Annotated in this window: 18 protein-coding genes; 15 read left to right on the top strand and 3 right to left on the bottom strand. The window is 63.9% G+C overall.

The features are described from left to right. Nucleotides 1-20 precede the first annotated feature (20 nt). From CAF78_RS20765 to CAF78_RS20715, 11 genes are all read left to right on the top strand, one after another. Nucleotides 21-926: a transporter gene (locus CAF78_RS20765; protein WP_085677536.1), complete on the top strand. Its 906-nt coding sequence runs from the start codon at nucleotides 21-23 to the stop codon at nucleotides 924-926. 86 nt (nucleotides 927-1,012) lie between these two features. Further along, nucleotides 1,013-1,543, top strand: a complete 531-nt coding sequence (locus CAF78_RS20760) for a hypothetical protein (RefSeq protein ID WP_085677535.1) — start codon at nucleotides 1,013-1,015, stop codon at nucleotides 1,541-1,543. Nucleotides 1,544-2,027: 484 nt separating this feature from the next. Continuing rightward, nucleotides 2,028-3,179: a UDP-4-amino-4-deoxy-L-arabinose aminotransferase gene (arnB, locus tag CAF78_RS20755; protein WP_085677534.1), complete on the top strand. Its 1,152-nt coding sequence runs from the start codon at nucleotides 2,028-2,030 to the stop codon at nucleotides 3,177-3,179. Continuing rightward, on the top strand, nucleotides 3,176-4,198 hold the full coding sequence (gene arnC, locus CAF78_RS20750) for an undecaprenyl-phosphate 4-deoxy-4-formamido-L-arabinose transferase (protein WP_085677533.1): 1,023 nt from the start codon (nucleotides 3,176-3,178) through the stop codon (nucleotides 4,196-4,198). Before arnB ends, arnC begins: the two co-directional genes overlap by 4 nt. Next, nucleotides 4,195-6,201 carry a bifunctional UDP-4-amino-4-deoxy-L-arabinose formyltransferase/UDP-glucuronic acid oxidase ArnA gene (gene arnA, locus CAF78_RS20745; RefSeq protein WP_085677532.1) on the top strand — a complete coding sequence of 669 codons (2,007 nt, stop codon included), beginning with the start codon at nucleotides 4,195-4,197 and terminating at the stop codon, nucleotides 6,199-6,201. Before arnC ends, arnA begins: the two co-directional genes overlap by 4 nt. Then, nucleotides 6,201-7,085: a 4-deoxy-4-formamido-L-arabinose-phosphoundecaprenol deformylase gene (arnD, locus tag CAF78_RS20740; protein ID WP_085677531.1), complete on the top strand. Its 885-nt coding sequence runs from the start codon at nucleotides 6,201-6,203 to the stop codon at nucleotides 7,083-7,085. The genes arnA and arnD overlap by 1 nt, the downstream gene beginning before the upstream one ends. Further along, a complete protein-coding gene (gene arnT, locus CAF78_RS20735; RefSeq protein ID WP_085677530.1) occupies nucleotides 7,082-8,731 on the top strand; it encodes a lipid IV(A) 4-amino-4-deoxy-L-arabinosyltransferase in 1,650 nt (549 codons plus the stop codon). Before arnD ends, arnT begins: the two co-directional genes overlap by 4 nt. Then, nucleotides 8,728-9,072: a 4-amino-4-deoxy-L-arabinose-phosphoundecaprenol flippase subunit ArnE gene (gene arnE, locus CAF78_RS20730; RefSeq protein WP_085677529.1), complete on the top strand. Its 345-nt coding sequence runs from the start codon at nucleotides 8,728-8,730 to the stop codon at nucleotides 9,070-9,072. The genes arnT and arnE overlap by 4 nt, the downstream gene beginning before the upstream one ends. Then, a complete protein-coding gene (gene arnF / locus CAF78_RS20725; RefSeq protein WP_085677528.1) occupies nucleotides 9,069-9,482 on the top strand; it encodes a 4-amino-4-deoxy-L-arabinose-phosphoundecaprenol flippase subunit ArnF in 414 nt (137 codons plus the stop codon). Before arnE ends, arnF begins: the two co-directional genes overlap by 4 nt. Next, nucleotides 9,479-10,852, top strand: coding sequence for a UDP-glucose/GDP-mannose dehydrogenase family protein (locus CAF78_RS20720; RefSeq protein WP_085677527.1), 1,374 nt, complete (start codon nucleotides 9,479-9,481; stop codon nucleotides 10,850-10,852). Before arnF ends, CAF78_RS20720 begins: the two co-directional genes overlap by 4 nt. Then, a complete protein-coding gene (locus CAF78_RS20715) occupies nucleotides 10,852-12,444 on the top strand; it encodes a glycosyltransferase family 39 protein (protein ID WP_177408556.1) in 1,593 nt (530 codons plus the stop codon). Before CAF78_RS20720 ends, CAF78_RS20715 begins: the two co-directional genes overlap by 1 nt. 18 nt (nucleotides 12,445-12,462) lie before the next feature. Here the strand turns inward: CAF78_RS20715 and CAF78_RS20710 are convergent, their stop codons facing one another. After that, nucleotides 12,463-12,738, bottom strand: coding sequence for a hypothetical protein (locus tag CAF78_RS20710; protein ID WP_143515077.1), 276 nt, complete (start codon nucleotides 12,736-12,738; stop codon nucleotides 12,463-12,465). Nucleotides 12,739-12,921: 183 nt separating this feature from the next. Between CAF78_RS20710 and CAF78_RS20705 the strand changes: the two genes are divergently transcribed. Together CAF78_RS20705 and fetB are read left to right on the top strand one after the other, a co-directional pair. Next, a complete protein-coding gene (locus CAF78_RS20705; protein ID WP_256573959.1) occupies nucleotides 12,922-13,617 on the top strand; it encodes an ATP-binding cassette domain-containing protein in 696 nt (231 codons plus the stop codon). Beyond that, nucleotides 13,614-14,408: an iron export ABC transporter permease subunit FetB gene (gene fetB, locus CAF78_RS20700; protein ID WP_085677524.1), complete on the top strand. Its 795-nt coding sequence runs from the start codon at nucleotides 13,614-13,616 to the stop codon at nucleotides 14,406-14,408. Before CAF78_RS20705 ends, fetB begins: the two co-directional genes overlap by 4 nt. 10 nt (nucleotides 14,409-14,418) lie before the next feature. Here the strand turns inward: fetB and paaX are convergent, their stop codons facing one another. Together paaX and paaY are read right to left on the bottom strand one after the other, a co-directional pair. After that, entirely contained in the window at nucleotides 14,419-15,342 is a 924-nt protein-coding gene (gene paaX / locus CAF78_RS20695) for a phenylacetic acid degradation operon negative regulatory protein PaaX (RefSeq protein WP_177408555.1), read from the bottom strand. Between the two features lie 77 nt (nucleotides 15,343-15,419). Beyond that, entirely contained in the window at nucleotides 15,420-16,019 is a 600-nt protein-coding gene (gene paaY, locus CAF78_RS20690; protein WP_085677522.1) for a phenylacetic acid degradation protein PaaY, read from the bottom strand. A 278-nt stretch (nucleotides 16,020-16,297) separates the two neighbouring features. Between paaY and paaF the strand changes: the two genes are divergently transcribed. Both paaF and paaG read left to right on the top strand, forming a co-directional pair. Then, nucleotides 16,298-17,071 carry a 2,3-dehydroadipyl-CoA hydratase PaaF gene (paaF, locus tag CAF78_RS20685; RefSeq protein WP_085677521.1) on the top strand — a complete coding sequence of 258 codons (774 nt, stop codon included), beginning with the start codon at nucleotides 16,298-16,300 and terminating at the stop codon, nucleotides 17,069-17,071. Between the two features lie 38 nt (nucleotides 17,072-17,109). Further along, the gene (gene paaG / locus CAF78_RS20680; RefSeq protein WP_085677520.1) at nucleotides 17,110-17,901 is read left to right on the top strand and encodes a 2-(1,2-epoxy-1,2-dihydrophenyl)acetyl-CoA isomerase PaaG; all 792 of its coding nucleotides are present in this window, start codon (nucleotides 17,110-17,112) and stop codon (nucleotides 17,899-17,901) included. Nucleotide 17,902: the final 1 nt, after the last annotated feature.

Below are 17,902 nucleotides of genomic sequence, written 5' to 3'. Positions count from 1 at the left end.
AACCTGCGCATGGAGCCACCATGAGCCCCCACCCTTGCTCACGCCTGCTAGTGCCCTTGTCGATCGCCTGTTGCGTACAGCCGGCCCTGGCCGATAACGCCCGCGATTGGCAGAACACGCCCATCGACCTGAACATGGTGTTCGGCTACTACAGCCTGATCGACACCAACACGCCGATTGACACCTCGCTGCCGCTGGATGGCCTGTCGCTCAATGCCGACCTGTACATCCTCCGCTATGCCCGCTCGTTCGGCCTGGACGGGCGCAACTCGGCGATCCAGGTCCTGCAGCCGTATGCCGACGTCGCGGCCTCGTTCGACAACGGGCGGTTCTTCAGCGGCACCAAGCACAACGGTGGCATGGGCGATATCCAGATTGTCTTCGCACACAACTTCTACGGCGCCCCGGCGTTGACCGCCGCGGAGTTTGCCAACTGGAAACCGGACACCTTCTTCAGTGGTGCCCTGTGGCTGACTGCGCCCACTGGCGACTATGACAAGGACCGGGTCATCAACATCGGCGCCAACCGCTGGGTGGTCAAGCCTGAGATCGCCTTCGGCACGCCGATCGGGCCGACCTGGCTGGAGATCAACGGCTATGTCTCACTGTACGGCGACAACGATGAGTACCAGGGCAACAGCAAGCTGGAGCAGAAGCCGCTGTACGCGATCGAGGGCCACTACAGCTATACGGTCAACCGGGCGTTGTGGGTGTCACTGGACAGCACCTACAGCACCGGCGGGGAAACCCGCATCGATGGGGATGGCCAGGACAACAAGCAGGAAAACGTGCTCTTGGGCGCCAGCCTGGGCTTCATGCTGTCCCCGCAGTTCGGGGGGCTGGTGGCCTACTCTGACACCGTGTCAGAACGCACCGGGTCGCCGGATGTGAATACTTGGACACTGCGGCTGCAGTATGTCTGGTAACCGTTGCGGGTTCGGGAGCAGCCAGCCACGAGAGCACCATTGAATTGACGTCATTCCAGGTGATTCGCTCACTCAAGGAGGCCGCGATGAAAACAGTCATGCCAAAGATCAAACATGAGTTCATGAAGGTGCTTCCCCCGACCCTGTTCTTCTTTGTGATCCTGCACATCGTGGCGCTGATTCGTGCACTCATGATCAAGGGGTCAGGGGTCGAGCTGCCTGTTTCAGCATCGGTACTGATCGCCTCCATGGTCCTTGGCAAGTCGGTACTCGTTGCCGACATGCTGCCCTTCATCAATCGGTTTCCCGACAAGCCGCTGATCTGGAACGTTGCATGGAAAACCGCAATGTATGCCTTGGTCGCGCTGATCGTTCACTACCTGGAGCGATTGTACGATTACTGGAAAGAGGCGCCCGGGTTTGTCGATGCCAATGCCCTGCTGTGGTCGTCCATGAACTGGCCGCGTTTCTGGGCGATTCAGATCCTGCTGATTATGTTGATCTTCATGTATTGCGTCATCGATGAGCTCGCGCGTGTCATTGGCCGTGAACGCCTCAAGCGAATGTTCATCGGCCCATTGCCGGTCATGCACAGCAGGGCCCCGGAAGACGCCTGATCTACAGGGTTGCAGTTCAAGGGCGTTCCATGCTGAAAGAAGCCGCGTTGCGCTTCGTGCAGTTGCTGCCTGGCGCCTGCGCTCCCCCGCTGCTCGTCCGCAGACCGGCAAGTAACGGTTATTCTCCGGTCAACTACCGGCACACCTTGGCACGTTCATCCGAATGGATGTTTTCAATATCCAATTGATTACAAGGCATGCACTTCGACAGCAACCTGAACCTCAGCTGTCTGGGTGTGCAATGTCATGAGAAGGCGACCTATTTTTTATACTTCTTTCACAAAAACGAGCATAACCTTTACTGAATAAGACACCGACCATCACAACGGCAAGGATGGCGGAAGCCCGCAGAAAACCTGACTTGAAGCAATAGCCACCGCTTTTTCCTGTGCACTTGATGCACACATTCATTTTGCGTCTACGCTGGCAATCGAACCTATTAGATCAATGGGTTCTGTCATTATTTTGTATCACCGAGGTGCTCATGAGTGAGGCGTTTCTCCCTTTCTCGCGTCCGAGTGTGGGCGAAGAAGAAATTGCGGCTGTAACCAACGTCCTGCGTTCCGGCTGGATCACTACCGGGCCACAGAACCAGGCACTTGAAGAGCAGTTTGCGCACTACGTCGGTTGCCGCCATGCGGTTGCCCTGTCTTCGGCCACAGGCGGTATGCACATCGCCTTGCTGGCACTGGGCATAGGCCCTGGGGACGAAGTCATCACCCCGTCGCAGACCTGGGTGTCCACGGCCAACATGATTTCCCTGCTCGGTGCCACGCCGGTATTCGTCGATGTCGACCGCGACACCCTGATGACCGACGCCTCACGCATCGAAGCGGCCATCACCCCGCGGACCAAGGCCATCATTCCGGTGCACTACGCCGGCGCGGCCTTCGACCTCGACCCACTGTACGCACTTGCCGACAAGCATGGCATCGCCGTCATCGAAGACGCCGCCCATGCCGCCGGCACCCGCTACAAGGGCCGCCCTGTCGGTGCCCGTGGCACGGCAATCTTCTCGTTCCATGCGATCAAGAACATGACCTGCGCCGAAGGCGCGATGTTCGTCAGCGACGACGAAGCCTTGGCCAGCCGCGTGCGCATGCTCAAGTTCCACGGCCTGGGTGTCGATGCCTACGACCGCATGACCCACGGCCGCAAGCCCCAGGCACAGGTCATCGAGCCCGGCTTCAAGTACAACCTCGCCGACATCAACGCCGCCATCGCCCTGGTGCAACTCAAGCGCCTGGACGCGATCAACGCCCGCCGAACCGAGCTGGCCGCGCGCTACCAGCAACGCTTCGAAGGCCTGCCAGTACAGCCCTTGGCCGTGCCGACTGCCTATCCGCAGCAACACGCCTGGCACCTGTACATCCTGCGCATCGACAGCGAGCGCTGTGGCCTGGACCGCGAAGCCTTCATGAAAGGCCTGCAGGAACGCGGCATCGGCACTGGCATCCACTTCATCGCCACCCACCTGCACACCTGGTACCGCCAGCGTGATCCGCAGCTCTCGCTGCCGAACACCGAATGGAACTCGGCACGGCTGTGCTCCATTCCATTGTTCCCCGACATGACCGACCAGGACCTCGACCGGGTCGTCACCGCCATTGAACAGGTTGTGGGGAAACGCCCGTGAGACCTTACCCAATCAACTGCGTGTCCATCGTCATCCCGGTCTACAACGAGCAGGAAAGCCTGCCCGAACTGCTGCGCCGCACGGGCGCGGCCTGCCAGCAGCTGCGTCACCCGTATGAAATCGTGCTGGTCGACGACGGCAGCCGCGACAACTCGGCGCAAATCCTCGAAGACGCCGCCCAGGCCGACAACAGCCCGTTCGTGGCAGTCATCCTCAACCGCAACTACGGCCAGCACGCGGCGATCATGGCCGGTTTCGAGCAGTGCAAGGGCGACGTGGTGATCACCCTCGACGCCGACCTGCAGAACCCGCCGGAAGAAATCCCGCGCCTGGTCGCCGAAGCCGAACGCGGCTTCGACGTGGTCGGCACGGTACGCAGCAACCGCCAGGATTCGGCCCTGCGCCGCTGGCCGTCGAAGGTGATCAATTACGCGGTCAAGCGCTCCACCGGCGTGGCCATGAGCGACTACGGCTGCATGCTGCGCGCTTACCGGCGCACGGTGATCGACGCCATGCTCGCCTGTCGCGAGCGCAGCACCTTCATCCCGATCCTGGCCAACAGCTTTGCGCGCCATACCACCGAAATCCTGGTGACCCACGCCGAGCGCGAACACGGCGATTCGAAGTACAGCCCGATGCGCCTGATCAGCCTGATGTTCGACCTGATCACCTGCATGACCACCACGCCGCTGCGCCTGCTGAGCATCGTCGGCTTCAGCATGGCCGCGCTCGGTGTGCTGTTCGCCTTCGCACTGATCGTGCTGCGCCTGGCGTTCGGCCCGGGCTGGGCCGGTAACGGCCTGTTCGTGCTGTTCGCCGTGCTGTTCGTGTTCACCGGTGGCCAGTTCATCGGCATGGGCCTGCTGGGCGAGTACCTGGGGCGCATGTACAGCGACGTGCGTGCCCGCCCGCGATTCTTCATCGAAAAAGTGCTGCGCAGTGGCCCACCGCCTGTGCCGGCACAGAACGTCACCGTTGATGGTTTCAATTCTTCTACTTCTGGTCAGGTTCACTCATGAGTGCAAAAACAGTTGTCTTCGCGTACCACGACATCGGCTGCGCCGGCATTGAAGCCCTGCTCGACAGCGGCTATGACATTGCAGCGGTATTCACTCATGCCGACGATCCCAAGGAAAACACCTTCTACGCCTCGGTCGCACAGCTGTGTGCCCGCAAAGGCATCCCGGTGCATGCGCCGGAGGACGTCAACCACCCGCTGTGGGTCGAGCGCATCAGCCAACTCGAGCCCGACTACCTGTTCTCGTTCTATTACCGCAACCTGCTGAGCGAAACGTTGCTGGCCACCGGCCGCAAGGGCGCGTTCAACCTGCATGGCTCGCTGCTGCCGCGCTACCGTGGCCGTGCACCGGCCAACTGGGTGCTGGTCAACGGCGAAAGCGAAACCGGCGTTACCCTGCACCGCATGGTCAAGCGCGCCGATGCCGGCGCCATCGTCGCCCAGCTGCGGGTGGCCATCGAACGCAGCGACACCGCGCTGAGCCTGCATGGCAAGCTGCGCACCGCCGCCGCCAACCTGCTGCGCGATACCCTGCCCAACCTGCGCCTGGGGAAGGTCAGCGAAACCCCACAGGATGAGGCAAAGGCCACGGTATTCGGCCGCCGCACCGCAGCCGATGGCCGCCTGCACTGGCAACAGCCGGCTGAAACCCTGTTCAACCTGGTGCGTGCGGTGACCCAGCCCTACCCGGGCGCCTTCTGCCAGGTCGGCGAGCACAAGCTGATCGTCTGGAGCGCCGAGGTGGTCAAGGGCAACGATGGCCTGGCCCCGGGCCGGGTGATCAGCACCGACCCGCTGCGCATCGCCTGTGGCGAGGATTCGCTGGTGATCAGCGCCGGCCAGCGCAACGATAACGGCCTGTACCTGAGCGGCCCGCAGCTGGCCAACGAGCTGGGTCTGGTCGAAGGCTCGCTGCTGCGCGGTGCCGATGCCCGCCGCAGCACCCGCCGCACCCGGGTATTGATCCTCGGTGTCAACGGTTTCATCGGCAACCACCTGTCCGAGCGCCTGCTCAGCGACGAGCGCTACGAGGTTTACGGCCTGGACATCGGCTGCGATGCCATCGAGCGCCTGCGCAGCCACCCGCGCTTCCACTTCGTCGAAGGCGACATCAGCATCCACTCCGAGTGGATCGAGTACCACATCAAGAAGTGCGACGTGGTGCTGCCACTGGTGGCCATCGCCACGCCGATCGAATACACCCGCAACCCGCTGCGCGTGTTCGAGCTGGACTTCGAAGAAAACCTGCGCCTGGTGCGCTACTGCGTCAAATACAACAAGCGCGTGATCTTCCCGTCGACCTCGGAAGTCTACGGCATGTGCCAGGATCCGAACTTCGATGAAGACACCTCCAACCTGGTGGTCGGCCCGATCAACAAGCAGCGCTGGATCTACTCGGTGTCCAAGCAGTTGCTCGACCGGGTCATCTGGGCCTATGGCCAGAAAGGCCTGAACTTCACCCTGTTCCGCCCGTTCAACTGGATGGGCCCACGCCTGGACCGCCTGGACTCGGCGCGTATCGGCAGTTCCCGGGCGATCACCCAGCTGATCCTCAACCTGGTGGAAGGCACGCCGATTCGCCTGTTCGACGGTGGCGCGCAGAAGCGCTGCTTCACCGACATCGCCGACGGCGTCGAGGCCCTGGCACGGATCATCGACAACGACAACGATGCCTGCAACGGCCAGATCATCAACATCGGCAATCCGGACAACGAAGCCAGCATCCGCCAGTTGGGCGAAGAGCTGCTGCGCCAGTTCGAAGCCCACCCGCTGCGCAGCCACTTCCCACCGTTCGCTGGTTTCCGCGATGTCGAGAGCAAGGCGTTCTACGGCGGCGGCTACCAGGACGTGTCCCATCGCAAGCCAAGCATCGCCAACGCCAAGCGCCTGCTGAACTGGCAGCCGACTGTGGAGATGCGCGAGACCATCGGCAACACGCTGGACTTCTTCCTGCGTGAAGCGATGCGTGAAATCGAGGCCCGCCCGGCAGAAGAGGCACGCTGATGCAGGCAGGGTTGCGCATCGATGTCGATACCTACCGCGGCACCCGTGAAGGTGTGCCGCGCCTGCTGGAGCTGCTCGACGAGGCGCAGGTCAAGGCGACCTTCTTCTTCAGTGTCGGGCCGGACAACATGGGGCGCCACCTGTGGCGCCTGATCCGCCCGCAATTCCTGTGGAAGATGCTGCGCTCCAATGCCGCCGGGCTGTACGGCTGGGACATTCTGCTGGCCGGCACCGCCTGGCCCGGCAAGCCGATTGGCCGCGACCTCGGGCACCTGATGCGTCAGGCCCGGGCCGCCGGCCACGAGGTCGGCCTGCACGCCTGGGACCACCACGGCTGGCAGGCCAATGCCGGGCACTGGAGCATGGCGCAGCTGACCGAGCAGATCCGTCAGGGCGTCGACACCCTCAGTGACATCCTCGGCGCACCGGTCGAGTGTTCGGCCGTCGCCGGCTGGCGTGCGGACGCGCGGGTGATCGAGGCCAAGCAGGCGTTTGGTTTTCGCTACAACAGTGATTGCCGAGGTACCCATCTGTTCCGCCCCAGGCTGGCCGACGGCTCGCTCGGGGCGCCGCAGATACCAGTGGACCTGCCGACCTTCGACGAGGTCGTGGGCCCGCAGGTGGCTGCCGCGCACTTCAACGAATTCATCCTGGGGCAATTTCGCCCGCAGGCACTTAACGTCTACACCATCCATGCAGAGGTAGAAGGGATTCTGATGGCCCAGGACTTCCGCCAATTGCTGGCCGATGCACGCCAGCGCGAGATTGCGTTCAAACCGTTGGGTGAGCTGCTCCCCGCCTCGCTCGACACCTTGCCCGTTGCCAGTGTGCAGCGCGGCACCCTGCAAGGCCGTGAGGGCTGGCTGGGAGTGCAAGGCTCATGAGCAGACGCTGGACGCTACCGCTGCTGCTAGGCCTGTTCGTGCTGGCCTTCCTGATGCCACTGGGTGGCCATGGCCTGTGGATCCCCGACGAAACCCGCTACGCCCAGGTCAGCCAAGAGATGCTGCTGACCGGTAACTGGGTATCGCCCCACTTCATGGGGCTGCGCTATTTCGAAAAACCCGCCGCCGGCTACTGGATGATCGCCCTCAGCCAGGGTCTGTTTGGCCAGAACCTGTTCGGTGTGCGCTTTGCCTCGGCAATGAGCGTCGGCCTGAGCCTGATCCTCTGCTACCTGGTGGCACGCCGCCTGTGGAACGACCCGCGCAAGAGCTTGGTCTGCACCCTGATCTACATGAGCTTCTGCGTCATGGTGGGCCAGGCCGTCTATGCCAACCTCGATCCACAGTTCACCCTGTGGGTCAACCTCAGCCTGGTGGCCCTGTGGTTCGCAGTGGACAGCCGCAGCAAGGGCCAGCGTCTTGCAGCCTGGGCGGTACTGGGGCTGGCCTGTGCCATGGGCTTCATGACCAAGGGCTTCCTTGCCTGGCTGCTGCCGGTGCTGGTCGCGCTGCCGTGGATGCTCTGGCAGAAACGTTGGCGCGAACTGCTGGTGTACGGGCCAGTGGCCGTGGTGGTGGCGATCGTCGTCAGCCTGCCCTGGGTGCTGGCGGTGCATGTTCAGGAACCGGACTACTGGCGGTTCTTCTTCTGGCATGAGCACATCCGCCGGTTTGCCGGTGACGATGCCCAGCACAGCGCGCCCTTCTGGTACTACCTGCCGCTGCTGGTGGCTTACAGCCTGCCCTGGATCGCCCTACTGCCGCCGGCCCTGAAACTGGCCTGGCAACGCCGTAGCGATGCCAAGGTCGTGTTCCTGCTGCTGTGGCTGCTGATGCCGTTGCTGTTCTTCAGCCTGAGCAAGGGCAAGTTGCCAACCTACATCTTCCCGTGCCTGCTGCCATTGGCCCTGCTGATCGGCCACGCAGTGGAAGAACGGCTACGCCTGAATCACGGCCGAGCGCTGGGCATCAACGGCTGGATCAACGTGGCGCTGGGCGTGGGCGCCTTGATCGCCCTGGCTTGGCTGCAACTGAAAAAGCCCGTGTACGACCACGAACTGACCGGCTTGCTGCTGATATGCGTGGCACTGACGGGGTGGACGGTCGCCAGCCTGGCCCAGGCCCTGTCGCCGCTGCGCTGCTGGGCGGCGCCGGTACTGGGCAGCCTGGTGCTGATGGCCCTGCTGCCGGCGGCACTGCCCAAGTCGGTGGAGGGCAACAAGATGCCGGACCAGTTCATCCTGCAGCACCTTGACGAGCTGTCCGGTGCCACCCACCTGCTGAGCAACGACCTCGGTGCAGCATCGGCACTGGCCTGGCGCCTGAAACAGCCGAACGTGGCGTTCTATAACACGGTCGGTGAGCTGAAGTACGGGCTGGCGACCCCGGAAGGCCAGGGACGCCGGTTGAACGACAAGAACGTCCGCCAATGGGTCGACAACGCTCGCCAACGTGGCACGGTCGCCGTGGTCATGCGGGTCAAGGGGGCGGATGAGCAACGTGAACTCGGCCTGCTGCCCGACGATGGCACCCGCTACGAACAAGGCAAGATGGTGATCCTCATCCTGCCCAGGGTTGCGCCATGAGCGGGCTGCTGCTGTTGACGGCCTGCCTGCTGACCTGCCTGGGGCAGGTGGCGCAGAAGTTCGCCGTGGAAAGCTGGCGCGGGCAAACGGGGCCGTGGGCCGGCAAGTTGCGCTCGCCCTGGCTGTGGCTGGCCCTGCTCGCCCTCGGCAGCGGTTTGCTGGTCTGGCTGCTGGTACTGCAGCGCATGGAGGTGGGTATCGCCTATCCGATGCTCAGCCTGAACTTCGTGGTGATCACCCTGATCGCCCGCTTCGGCTTCCATGAACCGGTCGATCGCCGCCACTGGCTGGGCGTAGCCCTGATCATCGCCGGTGTCGCCCTGCTGGGGCAGCAATCATGAACCAGCGCCTGGGCATTACCTTCGCGCTCGGTAGCGTGCTGCTGGCCAGCGCCGCCCAGCTGGCCATGCGCTGGAGCATGACCCGTCTGCCGCCGCCCGGCCAATGGCTGTCGACGTTGAGCGGTCAAGGCATCGATACCCTCGCGGTGGCCGTGGTGCTGGCGGCGATCGCCGCCTATGGCCTGTCGATGCTCTGCTGGCTGCTGGCCCTGCGTGACCTGCCGCTGGGCCGGGCCTACTCGCTGCTGAGCCTGAGCTACGCCCTGGTCTACCTGCTGGCGGCCAGCCTGCCGCTGTTCGACGAATCCTTCAGCTTGAGCAAAACACTGGGCGTGGCACTGGTCATGCTCGGCGTCATCACGATCAATACGCGTCCGGCCCGTTCGCCTGCATTAAGGAGTGCTCCATGAAAATTACTGTGTTTGGTAGCGGGTACGTCGGCCTGGTGCAAGCCGCAGTGCTGGCCGAGGTCGGCCATGATGTGGTGTGCATGGATATCGATGAAAAGAAGGTCGAGTCGTTGCGCCAAGGCCATGTCAGCATCTTCGAGCCGGGGCTTTCGAGCCTGGTGCGCGATGGCCTGGACGGCGGTCGGCTGCAATTCACCACGGATGAACAGTTCGCCGTCGAGCATGCTCGCGTCGCCTTCATTGCCGTCGGCACGCCCTCCTGCGCTGATGGCTCGGCCGACCTCAGGTATGTGCTGTCGGTTGGTGACGCGGTCGCCCGTCACCGCCAGCAACCGCTGATCCTGGTCGAAAAGTCCACCGTCCCGGTTGGCACCGGGGACACCCTGCGCGCCCACATCAACGCCGCCCTCGATGGCCGCGAACTGCGTGTCGATATCGTCTCCAACCCGGAGTTCCTCAAGGAAGGCTCGGCCGTCGCCGATTGCCGCCGGCCGGACCGCATCGTCATCGGTTGCGAAGGTGAAGACGTGCGCGACGTCATGCGCGACCTCTATTCACCGTTCAACCGCAACCATGACCGCATCATGTTCATGGACCTGCGCAGCGCCGAACTGACCAAGTACGCCGCCAACTGCATGCTGGCCACCAAGATCAGTTTCATCAACCAGATCGCCGAGCTGGCCGAACACCTGGGGGCCGATATCGAATCGGTGCGCCAAGGCATCGGTGCCGACACCCGCATTGGCTACCACTTCATCTACCCTGGCTGCGGCTATGGCGGCTCATGCTTCCCCAAGGACATGCGCGCGCTGATCCACAGTGCCGAGCAGGTGCATTGCTCCAGCGACCTGCTGCAGGCCGTCGAGGCGATCAACGAGCGCCAGAAGCACAAGCTGTTCGAGCGCATCAATGCGTTCTACAACGGCAACCTTGCCGGCAAGACCTTTGCCGTGTGGGGCCTGGCGTTCAAGCCCAACACCGACGACATGCGCGACGCCCCCAGCCGCGTGCTGCTCGAGGCGCTGTTCGCTGCCGGCGCCCACGTGCGTGCCTTCGACCCTGAAGCCATGCAGGAAACCCAGCACCTGTACCCGGATGAAGACAAGCTGATGCTGATGGGGACGCCGGAGTCGGTGCTGTCCGGCGCCGACGCGCTGATCATCTGCACCGAATGGCAGCAGTTCAAGGCGCCGGATTTCGACCTGATCCAGCAACGCCTGAAGGCAGCGGTGATCTTCGACGGGCGCAACCTGTACGACGCCGAGCGCCTGTCGCGCAGAGGCTTCAAGTACTTCCCGATCGGCCGCGGCGATTCCTGCCAGTTGCCGGTTGCCCCGCAACTGCCTCGCCAGGGTTCCAAAGCGGCGTGATGACACTGTCAGTCACTGTGCGCCGGCAGTCACTGCTTGCAGGGCTGCTGGCGCTGCTGCTGTTCTGCGCCGGGGTGTACGGGCAGGCGCCGATCGGCTTCGACTCGCGCTTCGTGCTGTTCGCCCAGGAAATGCTGCGCCATGGGCCAAGCGTATTCCCGACTACCTACGGGCACCCCTACGCCGACTACACCTCGCTCTCGACGCTGTTCATCTGGCTGCTGTCGCTGCCGTTCGGCGCGGTCAACAGCCTGGCGGCCTGGCTGCCCAGCGCCATCGCCGGCGCGCTCATCATCACCCTGATGTACCGGCTGCTGGCGACGTTTTCGCTGCGGTGGGCCTGGAGCAGCATTGCCATGCTGCTGCTGACCGTCACCTTCGTCAGCGAAGTCCGGGCGGTGTCGCAAGACCTCATGCTGGCGGCCGTCGCCTTCAGCGTGTTCTATCTGGGCTATGCCCACGACCAGCATGGCGCCGGGCGCCGCTGGCCGCTGGTGTTCGGCCTGTTGCTGCTGGGTTTCGGCATTCGCGGGCCGATTGGCCTGGTGGTGCCGACCGGCATCCTGTGCAGCTACTACCTGCTCACCGGCCAATGGCGACGGTTGTTGCTGTTTGCGGCGCTGGCCAGCCTGCTGCTGGTTGCCAGTGTCGGCCTGTTGCTGTGGATGGCGAAGGCCAGCGGTGGCCAGGCGCTTCTGGATGACGTGATTCGCATGCAGTTCATCGGGCGCATGGACGGCAGCGAGGGCGCCAGCAGCGCGCTGTACTACTTCACCAGCGCGCTGGGCAACTACGCGCTGGCCTACCCACTGGCAATCCTGGCACTGCTGGCCGCCTGGCTGGGCCGTGCGCATCTGCAGGGGCCGGCGCTGCGACTGGTCGGTTACTGTGCAGCGGGCGCACTGTTGGTCATGGTCGGCCTGTCGATCCCGCTGGCCAAGAAGGCCCGCTACCTGCTGCCGATGCTGCCGATGGTGGCGATCATCGCCGCGTACCCGTTCCAGGTGACTCAGGGGCGGTTGTTCGCCGTGTTGCGGGGGGCAATCCAGGGCCTTTGGCTGCTGACGCCGGGGCTGATGATGGTCGCCTTGCTGGTGGCTCAGCGCCGCTTCCCCGAGGACATCGGCAGCATCACGGTACTGATGGTGGTGCTGGCGGCCTTGCAGCTGTGGGCGTTGTCGCGCCTGGTGCAGCCGCGCTGGCGTGCCGAGGTCACGGCCGGTTGCGCGGTGCTGGCATTGTGGCTGGTGTATGTCGCGGTGTTCGAACCGGTGGAGCGTCGCCTGTATGACACCCGCAGCTTCACCCAGGCCGTGCTCGCACAGGTTTCGCAGCAACCGGCCCCGCTGGTGCTGCACCGGCTGGGCCAGGACGCCAAGGCCATCAAGTTCATGGTCAACCTCGACCAGGACCTGCAACCACTGTTCACTGAAACACCCGCGCAACTTCAGGCCATGCAGGGGCCTGCCTGGCTGATGATGGATGAGCACGATTTCCAGGCCTTGCAAGGGACACCGCTGCAAACGCTACAGCCACGCCTGCGCGGGCGCTTCGACAACAACGACTATGTGCTGGTGTTCCTTGGGCACTGACGATCAGCGGGGGTTTGCCTATGACTTGCGGGTACGCAAGCGCTCGTGATAGCGGCCGCCCAATGCACCGCCCCAGGGCATGATCAGGCCGATCACCAGCAGCACGAGCAACAGCGTGATGCCTTCGAACGGGCTGAAGAATTCCAGCACGGCGCAGCCCAGGGTCAACAGCAGCCCCAGGATGGTCAAGGCGTCCGGCTTGAGCACCGGGCAGTCGCTGCTCGCCACGGACGGGTGCAGAAACCCCACCAGCCAGAGGTAAAGCCAGCTGACCACGGAGGCGATGAACAACATCAGGAACACTAAATGATGAACGAACATCGAAGTGTGCATGCTCGGTAACCCTGCTCAAGTAGACGCATACCGTTACGGTGGGTTTAAGCCATTCAACATGAAAGTTCTGTCAAAAAAACCTGACCTCATGCCTGTGCCGTTTAAAATGTCGTTTTTCCTATTCGAAGCCAAGGAACCTCTCTATTGAAAGGCCTGCAGAACGCTCGCGGCGAAGCTGTCTTGCTCGAAGCCAGGCAACTGGGCCGCGTCGATCTGCAACGCCAGGCCACGTTGCTGAAACCAACCGACTTGTCCCTGCTCGCTGGCGAACGCATAGCGCTCACCGGTGCGTCAGGTTCGGGCAAGAGTGTCTTGCTGCGCGCCCTGGCCCTGCTGGATGCACCCAGCTCAGGTGAAGTGCTGTGGCTTGGCGAACCGGTAACCCCACCCCTGATCCCGCATTTTCGCTCCCGCGCCTGCTACCTCACCCAGCGTGCCGCGCTGGTCGAGGGCAGTGTCCTGGACAACCTGCGCCTGCCCTTCACGCTCAAGCACAACCGCCAGTACCGCTTCGATGCCGCCACGGCGGCGCGCTGTCTGGACCTGGCCGGCAAACCACGCGGTTTTCTCGACAAGGCCGGTTTCGACCTGTCCGGCGGCGAGGCGCAGCTGGTTGCGCTGGTGCGGGCCTTGCTGCTGGCACCCCAGGTGCTGTTGCTCGATGAGCCGACCTCGGCCCTCGACCCGCAATCGGTGGCTGCCGTTGAAGCGCTGGTCATGAACTGGCTTGACGAATCGCCCAAGGCTCGCGCGTTGCTGTGGGTTACACACGACCCTGAACAAGCACGGCGCATCAGTACGCGTACATTGACCCTGCACCAAGGCGCCTTGTCGACATGAACTACCACAACCTTGCCTACACCGACGTGGCGATTGCTGCTGCGCTGATCCTGGTCAACGGCCTGCTTTCGCTGCTGCTGAAACTGCACCTGGAGCGCCAGTTGCTGTGGGCATCGCTGCGCACCATCGCCCAGCTGCTGGCCATCGGCTATATCCTTGGCTGGGTGTTCCAGCATGCCCAGTGGTACATCGTGCTGCCGCTGATGCTGGGCATGACCCTGATCGCCGGCCATTCTGCGGCAGGCAGGGGCCAGCAGCGCCATCGCGGCCTGCTGGCCGACAGCGTGCTGTCGGTGGGGCTGAGTGCCTGGTTGGTCACCGCCATCGGCCTGTTGGTGGTGCTGCGCGTGCGCCCCTGGTACGAGCCGCAATACGCCATCCCCATTCTGGGCATGATCCTGGGCAATACCCTGACCGCCGTTGCCTTGGGCATCGACCGCATGACCCGTGAACTGAGCGCCCAGCGCCCGGTGGTGGACATGATCCTGTCGCTTGGCGGCACGCGCTGGGAGGCGGCCCGCGCCGCGGCGAGCCAGGCGCTGAAGGCCGGCATGATGCCGACTTTGAACCAGATGTCGGTGGTTGGCATCGTCAGCCTGCCGGGCATGATGACCGGCCAGATACTGGCTGGGCAGGCGCCTGGCGACGCCGTGCGCTACCAGATCGTGATCATGTTCCTGATCGCTGCGGCGTCGGCGCTGGGCACGGTCAGCGCCGTGCTGCTGACCTTCAACCGGCTGTTTTCACCGGCCCACCAGTTCATGGCGCACAAGCTGGCCAGGCGCCGCTGAGCGGGCAAGGTCAGGCCAGGCCGCCAAAGCGCCGGTAGAAGCTTTCGTTGACGTCGGGCAATGGCCCATCGGCGGTTTCCAGGGCGCTGGCGAGCCAGGTTTCCGCCTTGGCGCACACCAGCCGGTACAGGTTGCGGCACAGCTGGCGGGCGGCGCGGCCTTCCCAGTCGCCGGGCAGCAGTTCGTCCGGCAGTTGCGGGTCGCGCAGCAGCAAGCGGCGGTACTCGTGGATCAGCAAGGTGCGCGCCAGGAAGCAATCCTGGGCATCCAGCTCGTCCTGCTCTTTCAGGCTCTGCCACAGCGGCCGGAACAGCTGGATGAAGTCGCTGTATTGCTGGCCGAGCTCGTCGATGCGCCAGCTTTCCCGCACTTGTGCGCGCATGGCCTTGGACGCCAGCACTTCCTGGGTGTGGGTTTCGAAGACGATGCTGTCGTCACTGGCTTCCAGCTCGCGCAAGGTGGCAGCCAGGTCAGCGCGATCGGCCCTGGGGCAACCGAGCAGGTTCGGCGCCATGGCACCGAAACCCTGCCATTCCAGCTCTTCGCGCACGGCCTTGCGCTTGCCGGCGTCCAGCTGGGACAGCAACACCAGGGTCCAGGCGCCGTCCCAGGCAGGCTGGCTTGGGCTGTAGACACGCTTGAAGGCCTTTTCGAACCGCCGCCGCCCGGTGCCGGTCAGGCTGTAGTAACTGCGCCGCCCAACCTTTTCGGCGGTCAGCCAGTCTTCCTTGGTCAGGCGGAAGATCGAGGTGCGGATCAGCCGTTCGTTGATGCCGATCGGCTCCAGCAGATTGATCAGGCTACCCAGCCACACCGTGCCGCCATGGGGTTCGATGGCATCACCGTAGAGGGTGATGATCAGCGAACTGGCGCGGATCGGGGTCTGCTCCTGGAAGCGGGTGATCAGGTTGTTCAGCGGAACGAGGTTGCTCATGGACGAACTGCGCGCATTGAAAGCACCGACTATACCTGTGCGACGGGTCGCCTGACCATGGCGCGACGCCGGCAAGTTCATGCGCCCGCCTCGCCTTTGGGCCTGAAGCCACCGTCACCCATGCGTGGGCGCTGTGCTTCGGCTGCGGTCAGCGGCGGGCACTCCACCATCGTCGCCATGCAGCGCTGGCTCAAGTGCTGGTACTCGGCAGTGCCGCGTTGCTTCCAGCTCAGTTCCTGCTCGGTCAGCGGGCGCTTGACCTGGGCGGGCGCGCCCATCACCAGGCTCTGTTCCGGGCACTCGAAGCCTGCCTTGACGAAGGCCGTGGCGCCGACGATGCAGCGTGGCGCTATGCGAGCGCCGTCCATGACCACGGCGTTCATGCCGATCAGCGCGTCTTCGCCCACGCGGCAGCCATGCAACACCGCGCCGTGGCCGACATGGCCGTTGCGCTCGATGACCGTGTCACCGCCCGGGAAGCCATGCATGACGCAGGTGTCCTGCAGGTTCGCGCCTTCTTCCAGCACGATGCGCCCGAAATCGCCGCGCAGCGATGCCAGCGGGCCGACGTAGCAGCGCGGGCCGACGATGACATCACCGATCAGCACGGCACTCGGGTGCACATAAGCGCTGGGGTCGACCACCGGGGTCAGGCCGTCGAGACGATAGCAAGGCATGTCTTTTCTCCATTAATGTGTGCGCTAAAAAATTTTTGTGTATCGCAATCTGACGACCTGCAGAATCGAGCAAAAGCCTTATGAATTCTGCTTTCCAGCCATCATCTGTTAGCCGTCAACATAAAACGAGATACGTAAAAACACAATTGCTATTGCTTTGCTGTATCACATAATGCTTATACTGATCGCACCTGGGCAGGCTACCTCGCCGCCCCTGCAGACAATTCCAATAAATGCCGGCCCCTGAAGTGCCGTGCGAGCAGCCTGAGGACCCCGACATGCCTCGTTTCATCGATGTGCAGGCCCCTGAACACGGCGTTCGCCTGCTCACCCTGCAACGCCCGGAAGCGCTCAACGCCCTGTGCACCGAACTGCTGGCAGAGCTGGCCGCAGCCCTGGCCGATGCGGACGCCGACCCACAGACCTGCGCCGTGGTCATCACCGGCAGCCGCAAGGCCTTCGCCGCCGGTGCCGACATCCGCGAGATGGCCGAGCGCGATCTGGTCGGCATTCTCAATGACCCACGGGTCGCCCACTGGCAACGTATCGCCGCCTTCACCAAGCCTTTGATCGCGGCGGTAAACGGCTACGCGTTGGGTGGCGGCTGCGAGCTGGTGATGTGCGCCGACATCGTCATCGCGGGTGACGACGCCCGCTTCGGCCAGCCAGAAATCAACCTCGGGATCATCCCGGGCGCCGGTGGCACCCAGCGGCTGTTGCGTGCCGTGGGCAAGCCGCTGGCCATGCAGATGGTCCTGACCGGCGAGCCCATCACCGCCCGCCACGCCCTGCAGGCCGGCCTGATCAGCGAGATCAGCCAGCCTGAACTGGCCGTCGAGCGCGCGCTGCAGGTTGCCCGCAGCATTGCCGCCAAGGCCCCGCTGGCGGTGCGCCTGGCCAAGGAAGCCCTGCTCAAGGCCGGCGACACCGACCTGGCCACTGGCCTGCGCTTCGAGCGCCACGCCTTCACTTTGCTGGCCGGCACCGCCGACCGCGACGAAGGCATTCGCGCCTTCCAGGAAAAACGCCCAGCCCGGTTCAAAGGCTGCTGAGCCGCCCACCTCCCATCGACTGATCGAGCGAGTCCGTCATGACTTTCGAGCACATTGTGTTTTCCATCGAGGACGGCGTGGCCTTCCTCGCGCTGAACCGCCCCGAGCAGCTGAACAGCTTCAACACGCAGATGCACCTGGAAGTGCGCGAGGCCCTCAAGCAGGTGCGCCAGAGCAGCGAGGCGCGGGTCCTGTTGCTGACCGGCGAGGGCCGCGGCTTTTGCGCCGGCCAGGACCTGTCCGACCGTAACGTCGCGCCCGGTGCGGCCATGCCCGACCTGGGCGAATCCATCGAGCGGTTCTACAACCCGCTGGTGCGCACCCTGCGCGACCTGCCGCTGCCGGTGATCTGCGCCGTCAATGGCGTGGCCGCCGGTGCCGGCGCCAACATTCCGCTGGCCTGCGACCTGGTGCTGGCTGCCCGTTCGGCCAGCTTCATCCAGGCGTTCTGCAAGATCGGCCTGGTGCCGGACTCCGGTGGCACCTGGTTGCTGCCACGCCTGGTCGGCATGGCCCGGGCCAAGGCATTGGCCATGCTTGGCGAGCGCCTGAGCGCGGAGCAGGCCGAACACTGGGGGCTGATCCACCGCGTGGTCGACGATGCCGCGCTGCGCGACGAGGCCCTTGCCCTCGCCCGCCACCTGGCCAGTCAGCCAACCTACGGCCTGGCCCTGATCAAGCGCAGCCTCAACGCCAGCTTCGACAATGGCTTCGACCAGCAGTTGGAGCTTGAGCGTGACCTCCAGCGGCTGGCCGGGCGCAGCGAGGACTACCGCGAAGGCGTCAGCGCCTTCATGAACAAGCGCACCCCTGCATTCAAAGGCCGTTGAA

Source organism: Pseudomonas sp. R28(2017), assembly GCF_002112505.1.
Taxonomy (GTDB): Bacteria; Pseudomonadota; Gammaproteobacteria; order Pseudomonadales; family Pseudomonadaceae; genus Aquipseudomonas.
This window is presented reverse-complemented; position numbering and strand designations above follow the sequence as displayed.